Source organism: Flavobacterium sp. SORGH_AS_0622, assembly GCF_030818825.1.
Taxonomy (GTDB): Bacteria; Bacteroidota; Bacteroidia; order Flavobacteriales; family Flavobacteriaceae; genus Flavobacterium.
Genome location: NZ_JAUTAX010000001.1, coordinates 579945 through 605591 on the forward strand (window position 1 = coordinate 579945; position 25647 = coordinate 605591).

Below are 25647 nucleotides of genomic sequence, written 5' to 3' on the forward strand. Positions count from 1 at the left end.
GTAATAGATATGTATACATTTTCAAGTAAATTAAAAACTTTTTCTATCATCTTAATGGCCGTTGGTTTATTAGGAATTGGGTATGGTTTTTTAAGTGCGCCAAAAGATATTCAAGAAGTTGAAAAAATACTAGCTGCAGAAGAACATGGTTCTCATGGTGCTGCACATGAAGAAAAAGCGGAGGCATCTCATAAAGAAGAAGGTCATCATGCTGCTGCTGAAGCTGCACATGACACTCACAAAGGTGCTGAGCACGCTGAAGTTTCTGGTGCTAATGAACACGAGAAACATTTAGAGCACGTATTGCACCAATTACAAAACAAACCTTGGTCTGCAGTATATGTAGCTTGTATTTTCTTTTTACTACTTTCTATGGGAGTTTTAGCTTTTTATGCTATTCAACAAGTTGCTCAGGCAGGTTGGTCTCCAGTTTTATTTAGAGTAATGCAAGGTATAACAGCTTATTTACCAGCTGGTTCAATTATCTTTTTTATAATTTTAGTTTTATGTGGATTACATTTCAACCATATTTTTGTATGGTTAGGTGAAGGTGTAACAGATCCTAATAGTCCAAATTATGATGCTATTATTGCAGGTAAGTCAGGATATTTAAACTTTCCTTTCTGGATTGCAAGAGCTTTCATCTTTTTATTAGGGTGGAACATCTACCGTCATTTTTCTAGAAAAAACTGTTTAGCACAAGATGAGGCAAACGATGATCTTTACTACAAAAAGAATTTCAAAGCTTCTGCTGGATTCTTAGTATTCTTTATTGTTTCTGAGTCTATTATGTCTTGGGATTGGATTATGTCTTTCGATCCACACTGGTTTAGTACTTTGTTTGGATGGTACGTATTTGCTTCGTTCTTCGTAAGTGGAATTACTTCGATTGCTTTAGTGACTATATACTTAAAATCTAAAGGATACTTAGAGTATGTAAATACTAGTCATATTCACGATTTAGCTAAATTTATGTTTGGTATTAGTGTATTCTGGACTTATTTATGGTTCTCTCAATTCATGTTAATTTGGTATGCTAATATTCCAGAAGAGGTAACTTATTTCGTAACACGAATTCAATTATATAACCTTCCATTCTTTGGGGCGGTTGTTATGAACTTTGTTTTCCCATTATTAATATTAATTAATACTGATTTTAAACGCCTTAACTGGGTTGTTGTTATGGCTGGTGTTGTAATATTATTAGGTCATTATGTTGATTTCTTTAATATGATTATGCCTGGTACAGTAGGAGACAAATGGTTTATTGGAGTTCCTGAAATTGCATCTATTCTTTTCTTCTTAGGTTTATTTATATTTGTTGTATTTACTGCATTAACTAAATCTCCTTTGCTTGCAAAAAGAAATCCTTTCATTGAAGAAAGTAAACATTTTCATTATTAATATTTAAAGAAGTAAACAGATGACAAGTTTGTTGGTAATTATAGTTTTAGTTTTATTAGCAGTTGCATTATGGCAATTGACCAAGATATTTGATCTTACTCAAGTAGGAGCATCTTCGGACGATTCTCAAGTTGCATCAGATAATGATAATAACATTCAGGGATATATTTTGTTTGGCTTTTTAGCGTTCATCTATATATTTACTATTTATGGTTTACTAAAATGGGGTAATTTAGCACTTCATACTCCTGCATCAGAGCATGGACTTTTAGTAGATAATTTAATGAATATTACTTGGGTTTTAATTTTTACTGTTCAAGTTATTACTCAAGGTTTATTATATTGGTTTTCTTTCAAATACAAAGGGAATAAAGATAAAAAAGCATTGTTTTTTGCTGATAGTAATAAATTAGAGGCAATTTGGAGTATTATTCCTTCTGTTGTTTTAGCTTGTTTAATTCTTTATGGATTGTATGCTTGGAACAATATCATGTTTGTTGATAAAGATGAAGATGTTATAGAGATTGAATTATATGCTCAACAGTTTAAATGGACTGCAAGATATGCAGGTGCTGATAATACTTTAGGAAAAGCTAACGTGAGATTAATCGAAGGTGTAAATACTTTAGGAGTAGATATGTCTGATAAAAATTCTCAAGATGATATTGTAGTTTCTGAATTACATATCCCAAAAGGAAAAAAAGTGCATTTTAAAATGCGTTCTCAAGACGTTTTACACTCAGCTTACTTTCCTCACTTTAGAGCACAAATGAACTGTGTTCCTGGTATGGTTACTGAATTTGCTTTTGTTCCAACTTATACTACTGCTGAATACAGAGAGTTGCCATTTATGGTTGAAAAAGTTGCGCATATCAACAAGCTAAGAGCTGAAAAAAGTGTTGATTTAGTTGCAAAAGGAGGTACAGCATTAGATCCTTATACATTTGATTATTTATTATTATGTAATAAAATTTGTGGAGCTTCACATTATAACATGCAAATGAAAGTTGTTGTAGATACTCCAGAAGACTACAAGAAATGGTTAAGTGAGAAAACTACTTTAGCTCAGGATATCAAAGCGGCTGCGGCTGCTGAGAAACCAGCTGCTGAAGGAGCTGCACCAACTACAGACACTGCTGCAAAAGTAATCGATACTGTTAAAGCAGTTGTTGATACAGTTAAAGCGGCTGTAGCTAAAGTTGCGATGAAATAATATTATTAAGAAAATTTAAAGTACACATATATGTCAGCAGAAGCGCACGATCACGATCACGGACACGATCACGAGCACGAACATCATCATAAAGACACGTTCATTACTAAATATATTTTTAGTATTGATCACAAAATGATTGCTAAGCAATACTTGATTACTGGTATTGTTATGGGAGTAATTGGTATTGCAATGTCCCTGCTTTTCAGAATGCAATTGGCATGGCCAGAGGAGTCTTTTAAGATATTTAATGTTTTATTAGGAGATAAATTTGCACCTGATGGTGTAATGGCAAATGATATTTATTTAGCTTTAGTTACAATCCACGGTACCATCATGGTATTCTTTGTACTGACGGCTGGTTTAAGTGGAACTTTTAGTAATTTACTTATTCCACTTCAAATTGGTGCAAGAGATATGGCTTCTGGGTTCATGAATATGATTTCATACTGGTTGTTTTTCATCTCTGCTGTAGTAATGTTATGTTCTTTATTTGTTGAGGCTGGACCAGCTTCTGCAGGTTGGACGATTTACCCTCCATTAAGTGCTCTACCACAAGCAATTCCAGGATCTGGTACAGGTATGACTTTATGGTTAGTTTCAATGGCTATCTTTATTGCATCTTCATTAATGGGATCATTAAACTACATTGTAACAGTTATCAATTTAAGAACAAAAGGAATGTCTATGACTAGACTTCCACTTACAATCTGGACATTTTTCGTAACAGCTATTATTGGTGTTATTTCTTTCCCAGTATTGTTATCTGCAGCTTTATTATTGATTTTTGATAGAAGTTTTGGTACTTCATTCTTCTTATCAGATATCTATATTGCAGGAGAGGTTTTACATTATCAAGGAGGTTCTCCAGTATTGTTTGAACACTTATTCTGGTTCTTAGGTCACCCTGAGGTTTATATTGTAATTTTACCTGCAATGGGTCTTGTTTCTGAAATTATGGCTACGAACTCTCGTAAACCAATCTTCGGATATAGAGCGATGATTATGTCAGTTCTTGCTATTGCATTCTTATCTACTATCGTTTGGGGTCACCATATGTTTATTTCAGGTATGAATCCTTTCTTAGGATCTGTATTTACTTTTACAACTTTATTGATTGCAATTCCATCCGCTGTAAAAGCATTTAACTGGATTACAACTTTATGGAAAGGTAATTTACAATTCAACCCTGCTATGTTATTCTCAATTGGAATGGTTTCTACTTTCATCACTGGAGGTTTAACTGGAATCATTTTAGGAGATAGTACTTTAGACATTAACGTTCACGATACTTACTTTGTAATTGCTCACTTTCACTTAGTAATGGGTATCTCTGCACTTTATGGAATGTTTGCTGGTATTTACCACTGGTTCCCTAAAATGTACGGAAGAATGCTAAATAAAAATTTAGGTTATATTCACTTCTGGGTAACTGCGGTTTGTGCTTATGGAGTTTTCTTCCCAATGCACTTTATTGGATTAGCTGGTTTACCAAGACGTTATTATACAAACACAAACTTCCCATTATTTGATGATTTACAAAATGTAAATGTTTTGATTACAACATTTGCTCTTGTAGGAGGTGCGTTCCAATTAGTATTCTTATACAACTTCTTTAGTAGTATTTTCTACGGTAAGAAAGCAGTTCAAAACCCTTGGAGATCTACAACTTTAGAGTGGACAACTCCAGTTGAGCATATCCACGGAAACTGGCCAGGAGAAATTCCTCACGTATACCGTTGGCCGTATGACTACAGTAACCCAAATCATGATGTAGATTTTGTACCTCAAAATGTACCAATGAAAGAAGGTGAAGAAGTTTTACACCACTAGAAATAAAATAATTAAAGGCTGTCAGAGATGACAGCCTTTTTTGTTTAGTTAAAGTTTTGAACGTTCAGTTTTACTATTTTACAAAACTAATTAGTTTCTATATCTTTGTAGGATGAATGAAAATCTAGATCCTACTACGAAAGGATATAACCCAGAAGAATTAGATCTTGAAAAAAGATTGCGTCCGCTGTCATTTGATGATTTTGCAGGACAAGATCAAGTTTTGGAAAATTTGAAAGTATTTGTTGCTGCAGCAAATCAAAGAGGTGAAGCTCTTGATCATGCTTTATTTCATGGGCCTCCAGGTTTAGGAAAAACAACACTTGCCAATATCCTAGCCAATGAGTTAGAAGTTGGCATTAAAATTACTTCAGGACCTGTTCTCGATAAGCCTGGTGATTTAGCTGGTTTGTTGACAAATCTCGACGAAAGAGATGTTTTATTTATTGATGAGATTCATCGTCTAAGTCCAGTTGTTGAAGAATACTTATATTCGGCAATGGAGGATTTTAAAATTGATATCATGATTGAATCAGGTCCGAATGCGAGAACTGTTCAAATCAATTTGAATCCTTTCACACTTATTGGAGCTACCACAAGATCAGGTTTGTTAACGGCCCCAATGCGTGCTCGTTTTGGAATTTCTTCACGTTTACAATATTATACTACAGAACTTTTAACGACAATTGTTGAAAGAAGTGCTTCTATATTAAAAATGCCAATTGCCCTTGATGCTGCGATTGAAATAGCTGGTCGTAGTAGAGGAACTCCTCGTATTGCAAATGCTTTACTTAGAAGAGTTCGTGATTTCGCACAAATAAAAGGTAACGGTACTATAGATTTAGAGATCGCTCGCTATGCTTTAAAAGCATTGAATGTTGATGCTCATGGTTTGGATGAAATGGATAATAAAATCTTGCTTACAATTATTAATAAATTTAAAGGAGGACCAGTAGGACTTTCAACTTTAGCAACGGCGGTTAGTGAAAGCAGCGAAACTATTGAAGAAGTTTATGAACCTTTTTTGATTCAAGAAGGATTTATTATGCGAACACCTCGTGGTAGAGAAGTTACAGATAAGGCCTATAAACATTTAGGAAAGATAAATACAAACATTCAAGGTGGATTGTTTTAATTCATATAGACATGTCTATCAGTAAAAAATACAATTATCCGCCTAAGCTTTCTATTTTTAGATTTTTCTTGGATGCAGAAAGAGTTCGAAGAAATCCTATACCGTATCATGAAAAATACTTTAGAAATTTTGGTGATTCTTTTTCTATAAAAATTGGAAGTTCACGTCATATTATCTTATCAAGGGATAATGAGGTAGCGCAATACATATTACAGAAGAATCAAAAAAACTATCATAAGTCTAAGTTTCAATCTGTTTATCTTTCTAAATATTTAGGAAAGGGGCTTTTGACTGTTGATGGCGATTTTTGGTTAAAACAAAGAAGACTTATCCAGCCTGCTTTTCATAAACAAAAAATGAATCAGCTGGTTGAAAATATGAGATTTACTATTATTTCGGAGTTAGATGGACTTGTTGAAAACAAAAAGGTTGATCTTTTTCCAATAATGAGTGAATTGGCATTTAATGTTGTTGCTAAATCATTATTTCAGTTTTCGATACAAGAAGAAAAATTAAATCGTATTAAATTTATTATTGAAGAAGTTCAGAATTTTTTAATTAAAGAAATTAGGCTTCCTCATAAAGCTTGGTGGTTTTCTGTCAGCGGTCAAGTTAAAAAACATCTTGCACTAGCCGAAGAGAATAATAGCATAATTCAAGAGATTATTGAGGAGAGGACCAACTCAAGAACTGAGGTAAATGATTTACTTAATATGCTTCTTGAAACCCGTTATGAAGATACTGGTGAGGGAATGTCTGTAAAGCAATTAATAGATGAAATAAAAATTTTATTTATAGCTGGACATGAGACAACTGCAAATGCTTTAACTTTTACATTACACTTATTAGGAAATAATCAGGAAGTACAGCAAAAAGTATTCGATGAAATCACGAAAATTGAATCTGAGACGGATGATGTTGTGGAGCAGCTTCAAAGAATGACCTACACTAATGCGGTTTTAAATGAGTCTATGAGATTGTATCCACCTGCATGGATAACAGATCGCCAAAATGTAGAAGACGATACATTAGCAGGGTTTAATATTAAAAAAAACACTTTGATTGGTGTTTCTTTTTATGAATTACATAGAAATCCAAAATATTGGGAAAATCCACATGCTTTTAATCCAGATCGATTTTTAGGAGAACAAAGAAAGCAATCTATGCAATATTTCTATCCTTTTGGTGCTGGACCAAGAATGTGTATTGGAGCTGGTTTTGCCATTTATGAAATGTGTCTTGCTATTTCTTATATAGTTAAAAAGTACAAGGTTATTTCTGCTGGAAGTACTGTGAACTTTAATCCGTTAATTACATTAAAACCTGTTGGAATAGAAGTTACTTTTTCTAAAAGATAATGATTAATTCTAAAGAGAAATATTCGAATTTTATAAAAGCCGAAGCTAAAAGACTCGGCTTTCTTTCTTGCGGAATATCGAAAGCAGGATTTTTAGAAGAAGAAGCACCTCGGCTTGAAAAATGGCTTAATAATAACCATAACGGGAAAATGGCTTATATGGAAAACCATTTTGATAAACGTTTGGATCCAACTTTACTGGTCGAGGATGGAAAAAGTGTTGTTTCCCTTTTACTTAATTACTATCCAGAATCTTTGCAGAATGATGAAAGTTTTAAGATTTCAAAATATGCGTATGGACAGGATTATCATTTTGTAATTAAAGATAAATTAAAAGAATTTCTACACTCTATCCAAGAAAATATTGGAGAAGTATCTGGACGTGCTTTTGTTGACTCCGCACCAGTTTTGGATAAAGCCTGGGCAGCAAAAAGCGGCTTAGGATGGATTGGAAAAAACAGTAATTTAATTACTCAAAAAGTCGGTTCTTTTTATTTTATAGCGGAATTAATTATAGATTTAGAATTGGAATATGACCATGCAGTAACAGATCACTGTGGATCTTGTACAGCCTGCATAGACGCCTGCCCGACTCAGGCAATTGTTGCACCTTATGTTGTAGATGGAAGTAAATGTATTTCTTATTACACCATCGAATTGAAAGAAAATATTCCTTATGAAATGAAAGGAAAATTTGATGAATGGATGTTTGGCTGTGATACCTGCCAAGATGTTTGTCCATGGAATCGTTTTTCTAAACCTCACTCTGAACCTTTGTTCAATCCAAATCCAGATCTAATTTCTTTTACCAAAAAAGATTGGATTGAAATAACAGAAGAAACATTTAAACTTGTTTTTAAAAACTCTCCGATTAAAAGAACAAAATTTGACGGATTAAAACGTAATATTAAATTTTTAGAATAAACTTGTTTTGACTAATATATTGATATTCAGTGTATTTAAATCTCCTGAATCTACCTTGCTTTCATTTTGTTTCTTACGAAAATATGTGTTTTTGTCAATAAATTCTGTAGGAATTTAATTTAATCATAATTCTTTAAGAAATTTTGATCTGTTCATTATCAAATCTTTACATTTTTGCTCTAAAATAGACTTCAACAATTGTTAAATATTGTTGTTTGACGACTTTACCTGCACTTTGTCGACAATTGTCGTTGCAATCTCTTCCTTATATATACTTTCGTCGCTCCAAAACTACTTTACAAACTAAAAAAACAATTTTGTATTGAACCTATCATGACTATGGTCCAAACGCTACATTATTTATTTATAGGTCTTTATGAGACTTTTATTGCATTTGCAAAATCCATTTATTCCTTTTTTTCGTATTTCACATACACACTAAAATCAATCATCAATTTTTTAGTGCTTAATATTTCTGTTCCACAAACTCAAGTTGTCTATGCGTAACTTTACTTTTAACTTGTCTAGATTTTCTAGGCACATCTTTCTTATTGTTTTTTTATTAATCTGCACTTACAATGCTTCGGCTCAGTTTTACACTAAGCATTACATTGCACCGGCTCCTTGGCAATACTTTAGTAAAGCTAATGAAATTGTTATTGCAACAAATTCTACAACTCCGGTTACAATTGAAATATTAAAAAGTGACGGTACTTTAATCACAAATTCTTTAACTGCTAGTAAAGGGTCTCCAGCAGTTTATAGATTTGCAGGTTTACCTAAAGATGCACCTGCATTAAAATTAAATACAGTTATAAATGCTGCTGGTTTAATAGTAACGGGAAGTAAACCGATATCTATAAATTTAAGAAATATTGCTTCTGATGCTTTAGGCGGTGAAGGAAGCGATAAAGATATCAAGGGAAACGCCGCATTAACAAGTTTTGGAGATGCAGGAATAGGTATTCGATATAGAATTGGATATTATCGAGATGGATCTCTTGGGAATTTTGGTGGTTATGGCGATCAACGCCCTATTTATAGTATTATGGCTATTACCAATGGTACGTCAGTAAAATTCAATAGTACGTTGATTACTTTAAATGCTGGTCAAAGTTATTTATTTACGGCACCAATAGGAACTTTAGTTGAATCTTCAAATCCTACTGTTATGAATACTTCTGCTGCTATTGACACGCCAGATGGTTGTGGTGATGGGGCTTATAACCAAATTCCTCCAGAAGCAGTTCTGGGTACAGAGTATTTTATTCAAAGAGGTAAAGGAAATGATACAGCAGAACAAACAACTGTTGTTGCAACAAAAGCAAATACAAAAGTAACAGTTGATACATTTTCTGCAACAGGAGTATTGACAGGGACGATTGAAAAAACTTTGTTGAATGCGGGTGATTTTTTTACATTCGGAAATGGTATTTCTAAAACTAATTTTTCTGCATCTAGAGTTTTCGCAACAAATACTGTTGCCGTATACTCGGGTACGGCAAGAGATTGTGAGGTAGATGTTTACACGATTGCTCCAGTATCTCAATGTGGAGGATCTAATTTTATTGAGACGGCAAAATTTAGAAATTATGGAGTAGGTTCTTTACCATACTTTGGATATGTCCTTTTAAAGGATGCTTCTTCAAAAGTATATGTAAACGGACAAGATATAGAAACAAAATCTGGAATTTCGGCTCGCCGTCAATTAGGAAATACTGGCTGGTACTTAATTAACTTTGAAGATACTCAAATAGGAAGCCCAGATGTTCTTTCTTTATCAAGTGACGCAAAATTAACAGTTTCAATAGTGCAGCAAGGAGGAGGATTTACAATGGCAGGTTTTTTCTCAAATTTTGCAGTTCAGCCTGAAGATCCAACTTTTAATTATATTTCTGGTGGTGGTTGTACAAATAATTCAGCATTATTAAAAACACAAACAGGATTATCTCCTTATCAGTGGTACTTAAATGGAGTAGCGATTGCAGGTGCAAATTCAGATACCTATACAGCTACTAAAACAGGTTCATATTCAGTTGCTTCGACTTTAACCTGTGGAGCTCAAACACAATCTAAACCTGTTTCAGTTACTTTATGTACGGATTTAGGTATTACCAAAACCGTTGATAATGCAACACCATGTGTAGGTTCTAATGTAGAATTTACTGTGAAGTTGAGTAATTTAGGAGGGAATAATTCTACCGGAGTTTCAGTAAATGATCTATTGCCAACAGGTTATACATTCGTAAGTTCAACTCAAACAACAGGAAATTATAACGCTACAACTGGTGTTTGGAGCATAGGAGATGTAAATGGAGGTGCTACAGAAACATTAAAAATAATTGCAAAAGTTAATGCCTCTGGCGTTTATACAAATACAGCATCATTACCATCTACAACAACAGATAGTAATGCTGCAAATAACTCAGCAAGTGTTTCAACTACGCCAAATCCATTGCCAACACTTACAATTAATAATCCAGCATCTGTCTGTTCTCCTTCAACAGTAGATTTAACTTCATCAACTGTTACAGCGGGAAGTTCATCAAATTTGACTTTTACTTATTGGACTAATTCGGCAGCAACAGCTGCTTATGCAACTCCAACTGCAGCGACAGCAGGTACTTATTATATAAAAGCTACGAATTCTTTTGGATGTTCTGTTATAAAGTCAGTAGTAGTAACCGTTGCAACTCCTCCAAATTCAGGAGTTTTGTCTGGGGTACAGAATATTTGTACAGCTGGAACATCAAACTTTACATCAAATGGCAATACAGGAGGAGTATGGACAAGTAATAATACTTCAATTGCTACAGTAAACTCATCAACAGGATTGGTAACTGGAGTTTCCTCAGGTACAGCAACAATAACATACAAAGTAACTGGAACAGGAGGTTGTTCAGATGCAGTTTCTATAAGAACAATTACGGTAACGACAGCACCAAATGCTGGAACTTTATCAGGAACACAAAATATCTGTATTGGCGGAACATCAACTTTTTCATCAAGTGGTGATACAGGAGGAGCATGGACAAGTGATAATACTTCAATTGCTACAGTAAACTCATCAACAGGGGTGGTAACAGGAGTTTCTTCAGGTACAGCAACAATAACATACAAAGTAATAGGAACAGGAGGTTGTTCTGACGTTACCTCTACGAGAACTATTACGGTAAATCCAACACCGATTGCTCCAACAGCTTCAGCACAATCATTTTGTTCAGCTGATAATAAAACAGTAAATGATTTAACGGTTACTACTGGAAGTAATTTAAAATGGTATACTCAATTAACAGGAGGTAATGCATTAGCTTCAACAGACATTTTAACAACCAGAACTTATTATGTAAGCCAGACTTCTGCAAGTGGATGTGAGAGTTCAAGAACCTCGGTAGATGTCACAATAAATCCAACACCAGTTGCTCCAACAGCTTCAGCACAATTATTTTGTTCAGCTGATAATAAAACAATAAACGATTTAACAGTTACTACTGGAAGTAATTTAAAATGGTATACTCAATTAACAGGGGGTAGTTCATTAGCTTCAACAGATATTTTAACAACAAGAACTTATTATGTAAGCCAAGCAACTAACACATGTGAAAGTGCACGAACTTCTGTAAGTGTAATTGTAACTACAACACCATCTACGCCAATATTGAGCAATATCACTCAACCGACATGTTCGACTTTTACAGGAAGTTTTACTATTAACAATTATGATTCAACTTATAATTATATAATAACCCCATCAACAGGAGTTATCAATAACGCAGGTACAATTACAGCACCTACAGGAAGCTATACAATTTCTGCATCAATTAACGGATGTTCTTCTGGAAATGTAAGTTTTGTTATTAATTCAATCTTATGTGCCAATGCAGATTCATTCGGAACAAAAACATCTGGATCATCTGCAGTAAATATTGGAAATGTAAAAACCAACGATACATTAAACGGTTTAGCGGTTACAGCAGCAAATACATCAGTAACACCAAAAACTGACGGAGTATTGAGTGTTGATGCAGACGGAGAAGTTACTCTTTCGGCAGATGCACCAAGCGGGTCATACAGCATTACTTATGAAATCTGTGAAAAAAATACCGCGAACTGTAAAACAGCAACAGCTACGGTTGATGTTGTAAATGGTTTAGTCGCCAATGCAGATTCATTCGGAACAAAAACATCTGGATCATCTGCAGTAAATATTGGAAATGTAAAAACCAACGATACATTAAACGGTTTAGCGGTTACAGCAGCAAATACATCAGTAACACCAAAAACTGACGGAGTATTGAGTGTTGATGCAGACGGAGAAGTTACTCTTTCGGCAGATACACCAAGCGGGTCATACAGCATTACTTATGAAATCTGCGAAAAAAATACAGCGAACTGTAAAACAGCAACAGCTACGGTTGTAGTAGACAATAAAATAAAAGCAGTTGTAGATACAATTATACCAATTAATGGAAATATTGGAGGAACAACGGTTGTATTAACAGCAAATGATACCTTAAATGGCAATCCAGTTGTAATTGGAACTAATTCTGGTGAAGTTAGTATAAATATTGTTGGCACTTTACCAACAGGATTAACGTTAAATTCAAACGGAACTATTACAGTAAGTCCATCGACTCCAAAAGGAGATTACAATGTAGAATATGTAATATGTGAAGTTGGCGCTGTACCTGCAAACTGTGATTCTGTGACTATAGTTGTACCAGTTACATCAGGCGATCTTGTAGCCAATCCAGACACTGTACCGTCGGTTATTGGGTCAAATGCAAATCAGACATTGAATGTAAATGTTTTAGATAATGATACTAAAAACGGACGGAAATTAGATCCTTCAGATGTAAATCTTACTGTTTCAAAACCAGATCCAAAAGGATATTTAATATTGAATCCAGACGGGACATTGACTTTAGGAGCTAATGCACCAGCAGGAAATTATGAATTAGAGTATACAATCTGCGAGAAATTAAATCCTTCAAATTGTAAATCAAACACAGTAACGGTAACAGTAACTGCACCAAAAATTGAAGCAGTTGCAGATCCAGTAACTTCAATTAATGGAAATATCGGAGGAACAACAATTTCATTAACTGCTAATGATAAACTAAACGGAAATCCGGCAGTTGTAGGAACAGCTTCAGGAGAAGTTAGTTTTGAAATTATTGGAACACTTCCGTCAGGATTTACATTAAATCCAGATCATACAATTACTGTGGCGCCAAACACGCCGGCAGGAGATTATAATGTAGAATACCGTATCTGTGAAAATACAAATCCGACAAACTGTGATTCAGTAATTTCAATTGTAACAGTTACATCAGGTGATCTTGTTGCAAATCCAGACACAGTACCGTCGGTTATTGGGTCAAATGCAAATCAGACATTGAATGTAAATGTTTTAGATAATGATACTAAAAACGGACAAAAATTAGATCCTTCAGATGTAAATCTGACTGTTTCAAAACCAGATCCAAAAGGATATTTAGTATTGAATCCAGACGGAACATTGACTTTAGGAGCTAATGCACCAGCAGGAAATTATGAATTAGAGTATACAATCTGCGAGAAATTAAATCCTTCAAATTGTAAATCAAACACAGTAACGGTAACAGTAACTGCACCAAAAATTGAAGCAGTTGCAGATCCAGTAACTTCAATTAATGGAAATATCGGAGGAACAACAATTTCATTAACTGCTAATGATAAACTAAACGGAAATCCAGCAGTTGTTGGAACTTCTTCAGGAGAAGTAAGTTTTGAAATTATTGGAACACTTCCGTCAGGATTTACATTAAATCCAGATCATACAATTACTGTGGCGCCAAACACGCCGGCAGGAGATTATAATGTAGAATACCGTATCTGCGAAAATACTAATCCGACAAACTGTGATTCAGTAATTTCAATTGTAACAGTTACATCAGGTGATCTTGTTGCAAATCCAGATACAGTACCGTCGGTTATCGGGTCAAATGCAAATCAGACATTGAATGTAAATGTTTTAGAAAATGATACTAAAAACGGACAAAAATTAGATCCTTCAGATGTAAATCTGACTGTTTCAAAACCAGATCCAAAAGGATATTTAGTATTGAATCCAGACGGGACATTGACTTTAGGAGCTAATGCACCAGCAGGAAATTATGAATTAGAGTATACAATCTGCGAGAAATTAAATCCTTCAAATTGTAAATCAAACACAGTAACGGTAACAGTAACTGCACCAAAAATTGAAGCAGTTGCAGATCCAGTAACTTCAATTAATGGAAATACTGGAGGAACAACAATTTCATTAACTGCTAATGATAAACTAAACGGAAATCCGGCAGTTGTAGGAACAGCTTCAGGAGAAGTTAGTTTTGAAATTATTGGAACACTTCCGTCAGGATTTACATTAAATCCAGATCATACAATTACTGTGGCGCCAAACACGCCGGCAGGAGATTATAATGTAGAATACCGTATCTGTGAAAATACTAATCCGACAAACTGTGATTCAGTAATTTCAATTGTAACAGTTACATCAGGTGATCTTGTTGCAAATCCAGACACAGTACCGTCGGTTATCGGGTCAAATGCAAATCAGACATTGAATGTAAATGTTTTAGATAATGATACTAAAAACGGACAAAAATTAGATCCTTCAGATGTAAATCTGACCGTTTCAAAACCAGATCCAAAAGGATATTTAGTATTGAATCCAGACGGGACATTGACTTTAGGAGCTAATGCACCAGCAGGAAATTATGAATTAGAATATACAATCTGCGAGAAATTAAATCCTTCAAATTGTAAATCAAACACAGTAACGGTAACAGTAACTGCACCAAAAATTGAAGCAGTTGCAGATCCAGTAACTTCAATTAATGGAAATATCGGAGGAACAACAATTTCATTAACTGCTAATGATAAACTAAACGGAAATCCAGCAGTTGTTGGAACTTCTTCAGGAGAAGTAAGTTTTGAAATTATTGGAACACTTCCGTCAGGATTTACATTAAATCCAGATCATACAATTACTGTGGCGCCAAACACTCCGGCAGGAGATTATAATGTAGAATACCGTATCTGCGAAAATACTAATCCGACAAACTGTGATTCAGTAATTTCAATTGTAACAGTTACATCAGGTGATCTTGTTGCAAATCCAGATACAGTACCGTCGGTTATCGGGTCAAATGCAAATCAGACATTGAATGTAAATGTTTTAGAAAATGATACTAAAAACGGACAAAAATTAGATCCTTCAGATGTAAATCTGACTGTTTCAAAACCAGATCCAAAAGGATATTTAGTATTGAATCCAGACGGGACATTGACTTTAGGAGCTAATGCACCAGCAGGAAATTATGAATTAGAGTATACAATCTGCGAGAAATTAAATCCTTCAAATTGTAAATCAAACACAGTAACGGTAACAGTAACTGCACCAAAAATTGAAGCAGTTGCAGATCCAGTAACTTCAATTAATGGAAATACTGGAGGAACAACAATTTCATTAACTGCTAATGATAAACTAAACGGAAATCCGGCAGTTGTAGGAACAGCTTCAGGAGAAGTTAGTTTTGAAATTATTGGAACACTTCCGTCAGGATTTACATTAAATCCAGATCATACAATTACTGTGGCGCCAAACACGCCGGCAGGAGATTATAATGTAGAATACCGTATCTGTGAAAATACTAATCCGACAAACTGTGATTCAGTAATTTCAATTGTAACAGTTACATCAGGTGATCTTGTTGCAAATCCAGACACAGTACCGTCGGTTATCGGGTCAAATGCAAATCAGACATTGAATGTAAATGTTTTAGATAATGATACTAAAAACGGACAAAAATTAGATCCTTCAGATGTAAATCTGACCGTTTCAAAACCAGATCCAAAAGGATATTTAGTATTGAATCCAGACGGGACATTGACTTTAGGAGCTAATGCACCAGCAGGAAATTATGAATTAGAATATACAATCTGCGAGAAATTAAATCCTTCAAATTGTAAATCAAACACAGTAACGGTAACAGTAACTGCACCAAAAATTGAAGCAGTTGCAGATCCAGTAACTTCAATTAATGGAAATATCGGAGGAACAACAATTTCATTAACTGCTAATGATAAACTAAACGGAAATCCAGCAGTTGTTGGAACTTCTTCAGGAGAAGTAAGTTTTGAAATTATTGGAACACTTCCGTCAGGATTTACATTAAATCCAGATCATACTATTACTGTGGCGCCAAACACGCCGGCAGGAAATTATAATGTAGAATACCGTATCTGCGAAAATACAAATCCGACAAATTGTGATTCAGTAATTTCGGTTGTAACGGTTACCGGAGGAGATCTTGTAGCAAATGAAGATCTTGTGCCATCGGCGGTTGGAGTAAATGTTTCACAAACAGTAATAAATGTCTTTACAAACGATACTAAAAACGGAAATGCTTTAGTACCATCAGATGTAAATCTTACCCTAGGAACAGATCCAAAAGGATATTTAACAATAGATGCAAACGGAAATGTTATCCTTGCGCCTAATGCGCCAGTAGGAGATTATGAATTGCCATATACTATTTGTGAGAAATTAAATCCGTCAAATTGTAGTTCAAATGTTGTAAAAGTAACTGTAACAGAACCAAAAATGACAGTATCTGCAAACAGCTACTGTTCAAACAATGTTCCTTATGTAAATTATACAGTTACGCCAGATAATTTTACAACAGCGAATCTATTGACAGTTAAATGGATCGACAGCGCAAATAATGTTGTAGCTACTCAAACAAACTTACCATTAAGCGGAAATATTATTTGGCCCGGCGCTATAGTGGACGGTAGTGGAAATGGAGTAGATTGGCCGGGATGGATTCTAAACAACGGACAATGGACAGAAGGTGCAGATGGTTTTGAACTTACGAGAAATGGAGTGAAAATGGAATTTTCATTAAACCCAACCGTAACGGTTTCTGTAGCTTATCCAGCAGCAACTTCTGGTTGTAACGCTCGTCCGACATTCTCAATCAAAGCAAATAATGATGAGGCAGGACCAATTGATGTGAAAAAAGGAATGAATGCATCACTTAATATTTTTGCAAATGATCTTGTAAATGGAGTGAATCCAAATCCTTCAGATGTTATTTTATCAACTGTTGTTGCAAATCCAAATCTAACACTAAATACAGATGGATCAATCAACATTGCTGCAAACACACCAAATGGAGTTTACGAATTGACTTATCAAATCTGTGAAGCTGCAAATACATCAAATTGTAGTCAGGCAACAATTAAAATTACAGTATTGAATACGCTTGATCCTGCTTCTCCAGCATCAAACGAAATTACTTTAGGGAATGATAATAATATTAGTGTAGACGGAATTAATGGTTCTCTAGAATTTGTAAATGTTTTAGATAATGATTTAATAAACGGACAACCGATCAATCCTGCAGATGTTGTGGTAAAACCTTTAACAACGAATGCCTATTTTGAATGGAATGCTGACGGAACTGTAAATGTTAAACCAAATACACCAGGAGGAAATTATCCATTGACGTATCAGGTTTGCGAAAAAGCAGATCCTTTAAATTGTTCAACAGCAGTAATGAATGTTTTTGTTGAAGTTCCAGCAATAGCAGTTATTAAAACCGCAGTATTTAATGATGAAGATAAGAGCGGTTATGCTAATGCAGGCGAAACAATCACGTACAAGTTTACAGTAACCAATACAGGAAACGTACCGCTTATTGGTATTACAATAACAGATCCATTAACTGGAGTAGTAGTTTCTGGCCAGCCAATTGATCTAAATGTAAACGAATCTAATGAAACTAATTTCACTGCAGTTTACAAAATAACTCAAGAAGATATTAATCTGGGCAGTGTTAGTAATCAGGCAATTGCACAAGGTAAAAGTAGTAGAGGTGTAGTTGTTGAAGACAAATCAGATGATTCTAGCAACAATGGCGACAATCCTACGGTATTAGATTTAAATGGATGTGCAATTAAAGTATTTAAAGCTTTCTCTCCAAATGGAGACGAAAAGAATGCAAGATTCTTTATTAGAGGCATAGAATGTTATCCAGATAATACTGTTGAAATTTACAACCGTTGGGGAGTATTGGTTTTCAGTATAGATCAATATAATAATACAGACAGAGTCTTTTTAGGATATTCTAACGGACGTTCTACGATTAAACAAACAGACGGTCTGCCAGTAGGAACCTATTTCTATATTTTGAAATACAAAGACAGTGCTAAAAACCCGCACGAAGAATCAGGTTACTTATACATTAACAAATAAAAATAGATGACGGCTTAGTTCTAGCTGAGCTGTTTTAAAACTTAATAAATGAAAAAATTAATTTTAATTTTTATGTTTTTTTCGATTGTGTCTAATGCGCAGCAAGATGCGCAGTATACTCAATACATGTATAATACAATCGAAGTCAATCCAGCTTACGCAGGTTCAAGAGGAGCTTTAAGCGTTTTTGGATTGTATCGTACGCAATGGGTTGGTTTAGATGGCGCGCCGGAAACAAGTACATTTTCTGTCAATACACCTTTAAGTAACAGCGATTTAGGGCTTGGAGTTTCTTTAGTAAATGATAAAATCGGACCAACTGTAGAAAACACCTTATCAGCAGATTTGTCTTATACAATACCAACTTCAGAAAGTTGGAACTTGTCTTTCGGGATAAAAGGAACAGCAAATCTTTTTAATCTTGATGTCAATAAATTAAGTATGGAAGATCAGGATGATCCACAATTTCAAAACTTAAAAAACAGATTTAGTCCAAATGTAGGAGCTGGAATTTACTATCATTCAGATCGAGCATATATTGGATTATCTGTTCCTAATTTTATAGAAACAAATCGCTATAATTCTGACGACACCGCTATTTTCAAAGAAAAAATCAATTATTATTTAATAGCCGGTTATGTATTTAATCTGGATCGTTTAGAGTATATTAAATTCAAACCAGCTTTAATGACCAAAATGGTAGAAGGAGCACCTTTGCAGGTAGATGTTTCTGGGAATTTTATGTTTAATGATAAATTCGTTCTTGGGCTTGCATACCGCTGGAGTGCTTCAGTTAGTGCGATGGCTGGATTTCAAGTTACCAAAGGAATGTACGTAGGTTATGGTTACGATCATGAAACTACAAGACTTAGAAAATACAATTCTGGATCTCATGAGATTTTCCTAAGATTCGAATTCTTCAATAATTATAATAAAATGATATCTCCAAGATTCTTTTAATGATACCTATGAAAGTAAACAAATTAATTTTGATCTTTTTGCTGTCAGGCTTTTTCTTAAATGTGAATGCACAACATCCATTCACAAATATGAATGTAAAATATGCAGATAAAAAGTACAGTGAATATGCTTACGCAGATGCAATAAAAGTATACGAAAACTTAGTAACCACAGAAACTAATAACGAAGGCTTGATTCAGCGTCTGGCAAACTCATATTATTTTAATGGAGAATTAAAAAGTGCCTTAAAATGGTATGAACAATTATTTATGATAAACCCAGACCAAGAATCTGAATATTTATACCGTTACGCCCAATCTTTAAAATCAGCTGGAAACTATCGTAAATCGTATGAAATTCTACAGAAATTTAATGAAAAAGCGGTTTTAGAAAAGAGAGCCGATTTAATTCGAAATGATAAAACATTATTTAGAGGAAATAAAAGAAAATTCAGGTCGATTTGAAATTGGAGATGCGGGAGTTAATTCTCATTTTTCAGATTACGGAAGCACTACTTATAATAACAAAATAATCTTTACTTCGGCGCGCGATACAGGCGGAGTGGTTAAGACTAATTTTCAATGGACAAATAGATCTTTCTCTAGATTATATTCAGCTGTTTTAATGCCTGACGGAAGTGTTGGAAAACCTGAACTTTTAATAAAAAGAAAAAAAGACAAATTCAATGAGTCAAGTCCGATTTTCACAAAAGATGGTCGTACAATGTATTTTACCCGAAATAACTTTACTGATGGCAAGAGAAGAAGCAACGATAAAAATGTAACGCTTTTAAAATTGTACAAAGCAGAATGGATTGACGAAGAATGGAAAAACATAAAAGAACTTCCGTTTAACAGCGACCAATACAGTACTGCACATCCAGCGTTAAGTGTAGACGAAAAAATATTGTATTTCGCGTCTGATATGCCAGGAACGTTTGGCCAGTCAGATATTTATAAAGTAACTATTAATGAAGACGGTACATTTGGGACACCAGAAAATTTAGGACCTTCAATTAATACCGAAGGAAGAGAAACCTTTCCTTTTATTTCTGGAGACAATGAATTGTATTTTGCATCTGACGGACGCCCAGGTTTAGGCGGACTTGATATTTTTGCTGTTAGAATAAAAGCAAACGGAACTTTTGATGAAGTTTTAAATGTTGGGGAACCTGTAAACAGTAAACAAGACGATTTCGCTTTTAGCATTGACAGTAAAATTAGAAACGGATTTTTCTCTTCCAATAGAGATAGCGGTCAAGGGTTAGATGATATTTATCGATTTACAGAAACTAGAAGATTAATCTGTGAGCAAAACTTAACAGGAACAGTTACAGATGCTGAATCTAATGAACTGCTGGCCAATACTTCTCTTACTTTATTTAATGACAAGTTTGATCCAGTTGGAACAATCGTTACAGATGAAAAAGGAAATTACATTTTTCCTGCTGTAAAATGCGGCAGAAAATATACCATTAGAACAGCCAAAACAGATTACAACGCAAAAGAAGTTGCTGTAAATATTCAAAAAGACGGAGAAACAACATTAATGATTGCATTAAACAAAGTGTTTGTTCCTCTTGCTGCGAAAAAAATAGAAATCAAAAAAGTTGCAATAAGTCCAGTAAAATTAGGATCGATAAAAGTGGGGGCAGATTTGGCAAAACTATTAAATCTGCCAATGAACTTTTTTGATTTGGGTAAAGCAACAATCAAAAAGACATCAGAACCACAGTTAATGAAAGTGGTAAATCTTTTAAATGAATATCCAAAAATGAAACTAGATATTCGTTCACACACAGACAGCCGTTCGTCATCAGAAAGCAATCAGATCCTTTCTGAAAAAAGAGCACAATCGACAAAAAACTGGCTGGTACAAAAAGGAATAAGCGAAGAACGTTTATCTGCCAAAGGTTATGGAGAAACACAATTAGTAAACAAATGTGCAGACGGAGTTAAGTGCACCGAAAAACAACACATGCAAAATAGAAGAAGTGAGTTTATTATTGTAGCAATGTAAAAAAAAAGGAAATTTTCAATTTTTTAAATTCCAAATCCAATCATAGAACCCTTTTCTAAATTTTAGAAAAGGGTTTTTTGTAAAAAAATGCTCTGAATTTTGGCATGGTTATACTTTTAATGTTTTTCCAGATATCCCTACGGGATAATATTGATATTATCATCATTATTTTTCTACCAACCCGTAACTCCTAGCGGAGTTGTTCTTCTATATTTTTAATGGTACTGATATAACACCTGAGGAATAATATTTTGATGGTTACAATTTTTTTTTTTCTACCAATCCATAGGTTCTAGCGGATTCTCTGATTTATTTTTAATGTGCTTTCATATATCCCTAAAAGATAATATTGGGATGATTATCATTATTTTTTCTACCAATCCATAGGTTCTAGCGGAGTCTCTGATTTGTTTTTAATGTGCTTTCATATATCCCTAAAAGATAATATTGTGATGATTATCATTATTTTTTCTACCAACCCATAACTCCTAACGGAGTTGCTGTTCAATATTTTTAATGGTATTGATTTAATCCCTGAGGAATAAATATTCTTTTAAACATCCAGATATAATATTACGATGATTATAATCACTCTTGTATCATGCCATAACTTCTAATGAGTTGCTAATTCATAATATTTAATTCTGCAAAATAACTCCGTTAGGAGTTAATGATTGGTAGAATCCCAAAATATCGCCATGCATTTTGTCCCATCGGGACATTTGATTATTATTTACACAATGTGAATCCTAAACGTTAAAAAATCAAATTTTCTTCAAAAAAGAATTGTAAAAAGTTTCTTTCTTTAGTGGATAATTTTGAAAATCTAAATTTTGATGTATTATGTTTAAAATGAATTGCTTATGTTTTTAAAAAATCGATTTCGTTGCAAATCGTGTTTGTTTTTGTTTTAACTTTATAAACCTAAAAATTTTTCATTATGACTGTAGATCAAATACTTAAAGCAAAAGGAAGAAATGTCTATTCCGTTATTTCGAATTTAACGGTTTATGAAGCCTTAAAAGTAATGGGAGAAAAAAATATCGGAGCAATTTTAATTATTGACGATAATAATTTAAAAGGAATCTTATCTGAAAGAGATTATGCCCGTAAAATTGTTCTAAAAGATAAATCTTCTAAAGAAACTTTTGTTCATGAGATTATGGAAAGTAATGTTTTTACAGTTAAACTTTCAGATAATCTTGAAGATTGTATGGAACTTATGAGCGAAAAAAGAATCCGACACCTGCCTGTTTTAGAAGATGGGGTAGTAGTCGGAATAATCTCAATAAGCGATGTTGTTAAGGCAATTATAGAAATTCAAAAAGACACCATTAATCATTTGAATTCTTATATTTCTCAATAAAGCACACTTAAAAACAATAAAAATTTAAAAGGAGTCCAATTTCTATTGGACTTTTTTTATTTATCAAAATGGATTTTAAGAAAAGAAAATGCTAAAAATACGCCATTTTAAAACAAGACTTATATCTTTGTAAGCTAGAATAAAAGCTAAAAATAATGAACAAAGAGAGTAAAAGAAGAGAAGCGTTACTGTACCATTCAGAGCCGACTCCAGGAAAAATTCAGGTAGTTCCAACAAAAAAATATGCAACCCAAAGAGACTTATCACTGGCTTATTCGCCGGGAGTTGCAGAACCATGTTTAGCAATTGCAGAAAACATTGATGACGTTTATAAATATACAGCAAAAGGAAATTTAGTAGCCGTAATCTCAAACGGTACAGCTGTTTTAGGACTAGGAAATATAGGCCCTGAAGCAGGAAAACCTGTAATGGAAGGGAAAGGTTTATTATTCAAAATATTCTCTGATATTGATGTTTTTGATATCGAAATCGGCACCGAAAATGTTGAAGAATTTATTCAAACCGTAAAAAATATTGCTCCAACTTTTGGAGGTATTAATCTTGAAGATATTAAAGCGCCAGAATCTTTTGAAATCGAAAGAAGACTGGTAGAAGAATTAAATATTCCGGTAATGCACGATGACCAGCACGGAACAGCTATTATATCTTCAGCAGCTTTAATCAATGCACTTGAATTAGCAGGTAAAAAAGCAGAAGATGTAAAAGTAGTAGTTTCTGGAGCAGGATCTGCAGCAATCGCTTGTACTGATTTATATGTTTTATTGGGCGTGAAAGTAGAGAATGTTTTAATGTTCAACAGTAAAGGACTTTTAACAAAAGACAATCCTGCACTTTCAGATTTACAATTAAAATATGCTGTCGACGGACCAAAAATTTCTTTGGCAGATGCAGTAAAAGATGCTGATGTTTTCATCGGATTATCTTCTGGAGATATTCTTTCGCCAGAAATGTTACTAACAATGGCAAAAAGCCCGATCGTTTTTGCAATGGCAAATCCGAATCCGGAAATCGATTATAATTTAGCTGTAGAAACGCGTAAAGACGTTATTATGGCGACAGGACGTTCAGATTTTCCTAATCAGGTAAATAATGTTTTAGGTTTCCCTTACATTTTTAGAGGAGCATTAGACGTAAGAGCGACAAAAATTAACGAAGACATGAAAATGGCTGCCGTAAAAGCGTTGGCTATTTTAGCAAAAGAACCAGTTCCAGAGCAGGTTAACGTAGCGTACGGTGCAACCAAATTAGGTTTCGGACAAGAATATATCATTCCAAAACCATTTGATCCAAGATTGATTACAGTTGTTGCGCCTGCAGTAGCAAAAGCAGCAATGGAATCTGGTGTAGCAAAAAATCCTATCACAGACTGGGCAGCTTATGAAGATAATCTTCGTGAGCGTATGGGTAATGATAATAAAATGGTGCGATTGATTACAAATCGTGCAAAATTAGATCCTAAAAGAATTGTTTTTGCTGAAGCAGATCAGTTAAATGTATTAAAAGCAGCACAAATTGTTTACGAAGACGGAATTGGATTCCCAATTTTATTAGGAAACAAAGAAGTGATTTTAGAATTGAAAGCAGAATTAGGTTTTGATGCTGATCTAGAAATCATTGATCCTAAGACAGATGAAGAAGAAGTAAGACGTAATAAATTTGCAAATTCGTTTTGGGAAACAAGAGGGCGCAGAGGTGTTTCAAAATTAGATGCTGAGAAATTCATGCGCGAAAGAAACTATTTTGCAGCCATGATGGTTAATGAAGGTGAAGCAGATGCTTTAGTTACTGGATATTCTAGAAGCTATCCTTCTGTTGTAAAACCAATGATGCAATTAATAGAAAAAGCACATAATGCCTCTCTAATTGCAACAGCAAACATGATGCTTACTTCTCGCGGGCCAATGTTTTTATCAGACACTGCAATCAACATTAATCCATCTGCACAAGATTTGATTAACATTGCAATTATGACTTCTAAAACAGCAAAAATGTTTGGTATTGAGCCTGTTATTGCAATGGTTTCATTCTCAAACTTTGGTTCTTCATCTAGCGCAAGCGCGTCAAAAGTTAGAGAAGCTGTTGCTTACTTACATAAAAATCATCCTGAAATGATCGTTGATGGAGAAATTCAGGCAGATTTTGCTTTAAATCCAGAAATGTTGCAGGAGAAATTCCCATTCTCTAAATTAGCTGGTAAAAAAGTAAATACATTGATTTTCCCTAATCTAGAGTCAGCAAATATCACTTATAAACTGTTGAAAGAATTGTATAAAGTGAATTCAATCGGACCAATTATGATGGGTATGGGTAAACCAGTTCACATTTTCCAATTAGGGGCAAGCGTAGAAGAAATGGTAAACATGGCTGCAATCGCTGTGATTGATGCACAGGAAAAAGAAAACAAAAAAAATAAAATCTCACAATAAACGTTCTAACAAGGATTGAATAACTTTGTCGTAATTTTATGGCATTTTTATTATATTTGATACTAATAAAGTATATTTATGATAGCACATTTGCAGGGAAGATTAGTAGAAAAAAATCCTACAGAAGTTGTAATTGATTGTGGAGGAGTTGGTTATCAGGTGAATATATCACTGCATACCTTTTCTTTAATACCAAATTCTGAAAATATAAAATTGTATACGCATCTTCAAATAAAAGAAGATGCGCATACTTTATATGGTTTTGCAGAGAAATCGGAACGCGAAATTTTTAGAATGCTGCTTTCTGTTTCAGGAATCGGTGCAGGAATTGCGAGAACGATGCTTTCGTCAATAGAACCAAAACAAATTATAAATGCGATCGCATCAGGAGATGTAGGCGTAATTCAATCTATAAAAGGGATTGGGAACAAAACAGCACAAAGGGTTATACTTGATTTAAAGGAAAAAGTGTTAAAGTTGTACGATTTGGATGAAGTTTCAGTAGTTCAAAACAATACAAATAGAGATGAAGCGTTATCTGCTTTGGAAGTTTTAGGTTTTGTTCGTAAAGCGTCTGAAAAAGTAGTAGAAAAGATCGTTAAAGAAGATCCAGAAGCTACAGTAGAAACAATCATCAAAAAAGCTTTAAAAAGCTTATAAATTCATTTTATATAAAAGAATTC

At 34.0% G+C, this 25647-nt stretch carries 13 protein-coding genes; all 13 read left to right on the forward strand.

Annotated features, from left to right (window positions below; translation table 11 throughout):
• The first annotated feature begins 9 nt into the window (after positions 1-9).
• Complete coding sequence (locus tag QE431_RS02525; protein ID WP_057117676.1) at positions 10-1404, forward strand: hypothetical protein; 1395 nt, start codon at positions 10-12, stop codon at positions 1402-1404.
• A 19-nt stretch (positions 1405-1423) separates the two neighbouring features.
• On the forward strand, positions 1424-2617 hold the full coding sequence (locus QE431_RS02530) for a cytochrome c oxidase subunit II (RefSeq protein WP_134139355.1): 1194 nt from the start codon (positions 1424-1426) through the stop codon (positions 2615-2617).
• A gap of 30 nt (positions 2618-2647) precedes the next feature.
• Positions 2648-4450, forward strand: a complete 1803-nt coding sequence (locus QE431_RS02535; RefSeq protein WP_057117451.1) for a cbb3-type cytochrome c oxidase subunit I — start codon at positions 2648-2650, stop codon at positions 4448-4450.
• 112 nt (positions 4451-4562) lie between these two features.
• Entirely contained in the window at positions 4563-5585 is a 1023-nt protein-coding gene (gene ruvB, locus QE431_RS02540; protein WP_134139356.1) for a Holliday junction branch migration DNA helicase RuvB, read from the forward strand.
• 11 nt (positions 5586-5596) lie between these two features.
• Positions 5597-6943 carry a cytochrome P450 gene (locus QE431_RS02545; RefSeq protein WP_307292225.1) on the forward strand — a complete coding sequence of 449 codons (1347 nt, stop codon included), beginning with the start codon at positions 5597-5599 and terminating at the stop codon, positions 6941-6943.
• Positions 6943-7866, forward strand: a complete 924-nt coding sequence (queG, locus tag QE431_RS02550) for a tRNA epoxyqueuosine(34) reductase QueG (RefSeq protein WP_307292227.1) — start codon at positions 6943-6945, stop codon at positions 7864-7866. Before QE431_RS02545 ends, queG begins: the two co-directional genes overlap by 1 nt.
• Positions 7867-8365: 499 nt before the next feature.
• Positions 8366-18172 carry a gliding motility-associated C-terminal domain-containing protein gene (locus QE431_RS02555; RefSeq protein ID WP_307292229.1) on the forward strand — a complete coding sequence of 3269 codons (9807 nt, stop codon included), beginning with the start codon at positions 8366-8368 and terminating at the stop codon, positions 18170-18172.
• A gap of 48 nt (positions 18173-18220) precedes the next feature.
• Positions 18221-19132, forward strand: coding sequence for a type IX secretion system membrane protein PorP/SprF (locus QE431_RS02560; protein WP_307292232.1), 912 nt, complete (start codon positions 18221-18223; stop codon positions 19130-19132).
• An 8-nt stretch (positions 19133-19140) separates the two neighbouring features.
• The gene (locus QE431_RS02565; protein ID WP_307292235.1) at positions 19141-19596 is read left to right on the forward strand and encodes a M48 family metallopeptidase; all 456 of its coding nucleotides are present in this window, start codon (positions 19141-19143) and stop codon (positions 19594-19596) included.
• Positions 19547-21151, forward strand: coding sequence for an OmpA family protein (locus QE431_RS02570; protein ID WP_307292237.1), 1605 nt, complete (start codon positions 19547-19549; stop codon positions 21149-21151). The genes QE431_RS02565 and QE431_RS02570 overlap by 50 nt, the downstream gene beginning before the upstream one ends.
• 940 nt (positions 21152-22091) lie before the next feature.
• On the forward strand, positions 22092-22517 hold the full coding sequence (locus QE431_RS02575) for a CBS domain-containing protein (RefSeq protein ID WP_057117442.1): 426 nt from the start codon (positions 22092-22094) through the stop codon (positions 22515-22517).
• A gap of 155 nt (positions 22518-22672) precedes the next feature.
• Entirely contained in the window at positions 22673-24964 is a 2292-nt protein-coding gene (locus QE431_RS02580; RefSeq protein ID WP_307292240.1) for an NADP-dependent malic enzyme, read from the forward strand.
• A gap of 78 nt (positions 24965-25042) precedes the next feature.
• Entirely contained in the window at positions 25043-25624 is a 582-nt protein-coding gene (gene ruvA / locus QE431_RS02585; RefSeq protein WP_057117440.1) for a Holliday junction branch migration protein RuvA, read from the forward strand.
• The last annotated feature ends 23 nt before the right edge of the window (positions 25625-25647 follow it).

Bases quoted from the DNA above. Each gene is read 5' to 3' on its own strand.
- QE431_RS02525 (WP_057117676.1), top strand. From the start codon at position 10: ATGTATACATTTTCAAGTAAATTAAAAACTTTTTCTATCATCTTAATG.
- QE431_RS02530 (WP_134139355.1), top strand. From the start codon at position 1,424: ATGACAAGTTTGTTGGTAATTATAGTTTTAGTTTTATTAGCAGTTGCA.
- QE431_RS02535 (WP_057117451.1), top strand. From the start codon at position 2,648: ATGTCAGCAGAAGCGCACGATCACGATCACGGACACGATCACGAGCAC.
- ruvB (WP_134139356.1), top strand. From the start codon at position 4,563: ATGAATGAAAATCTAGATCCTACTACGAAAGGATATAACCCAGAAGAA.
- QE431_RS02545 (WP_307292225.1), top strand. From the start codon at position 5,597: ATGTCTATCAGTAAAAAATACAATTATCCGCCTAAGCTTTCTATTTTT.
- queG (WP_307292227.1), top strand. From the start codon at position 6,943: ATGATTAATTCTAAAGAGAAATATTCGAATTTTATAAAAGCCGAAGCT.
- QE431_RS02555 (WP_307292229.1), top strand. From the start codon at position 8,366: ATGCGTAACTTTACTTTTAACTTGTCTAGATTTTCTAGGCACATCTTT.
- QE431_RS02560 (WP_307292232.1), top strand. From the start codon at position 18,221: ATGAAAAAATTAATTTTAATTTTTATGTTTTTTTCGATTGTGTCTAAT.
- QE431_RS02565 (WP_307292235.1), top strand. From the start codon at position 19,141: ATGAAAGTAAACAAATTAATTTTGATCTTTTTGCTGTCAGGCTTTTTC.
- QE431_RS02570 (WP_307292237.1), top strand. From the start codon at position 19,547: ATGATAAAACATTATTTAGAGGAAATAAAAGAAAATTCAGGTCGATTT.
- QE431_RS02575 (WP_057117442.1), top strand. From the start codon at position 22,092: ATGACTGTAGATCAAATACTTAAAGCAAAAGGAAGAAATGTCTATTCC.
- QE431_RS02580 (WP_307292240.1), top strand. From the start codon at position 22,673: ATGAACAAAGAGAGTAAAAGAAGAGAAGCGTTACTGTACCATTCAGAG.
- ruvA (WP_057117440.1), top strand. From the start codon at position 25,043: ATGATAGCACATTTGCAGGGAAGATTAGTAGAAAAAAATCCTACAGAA.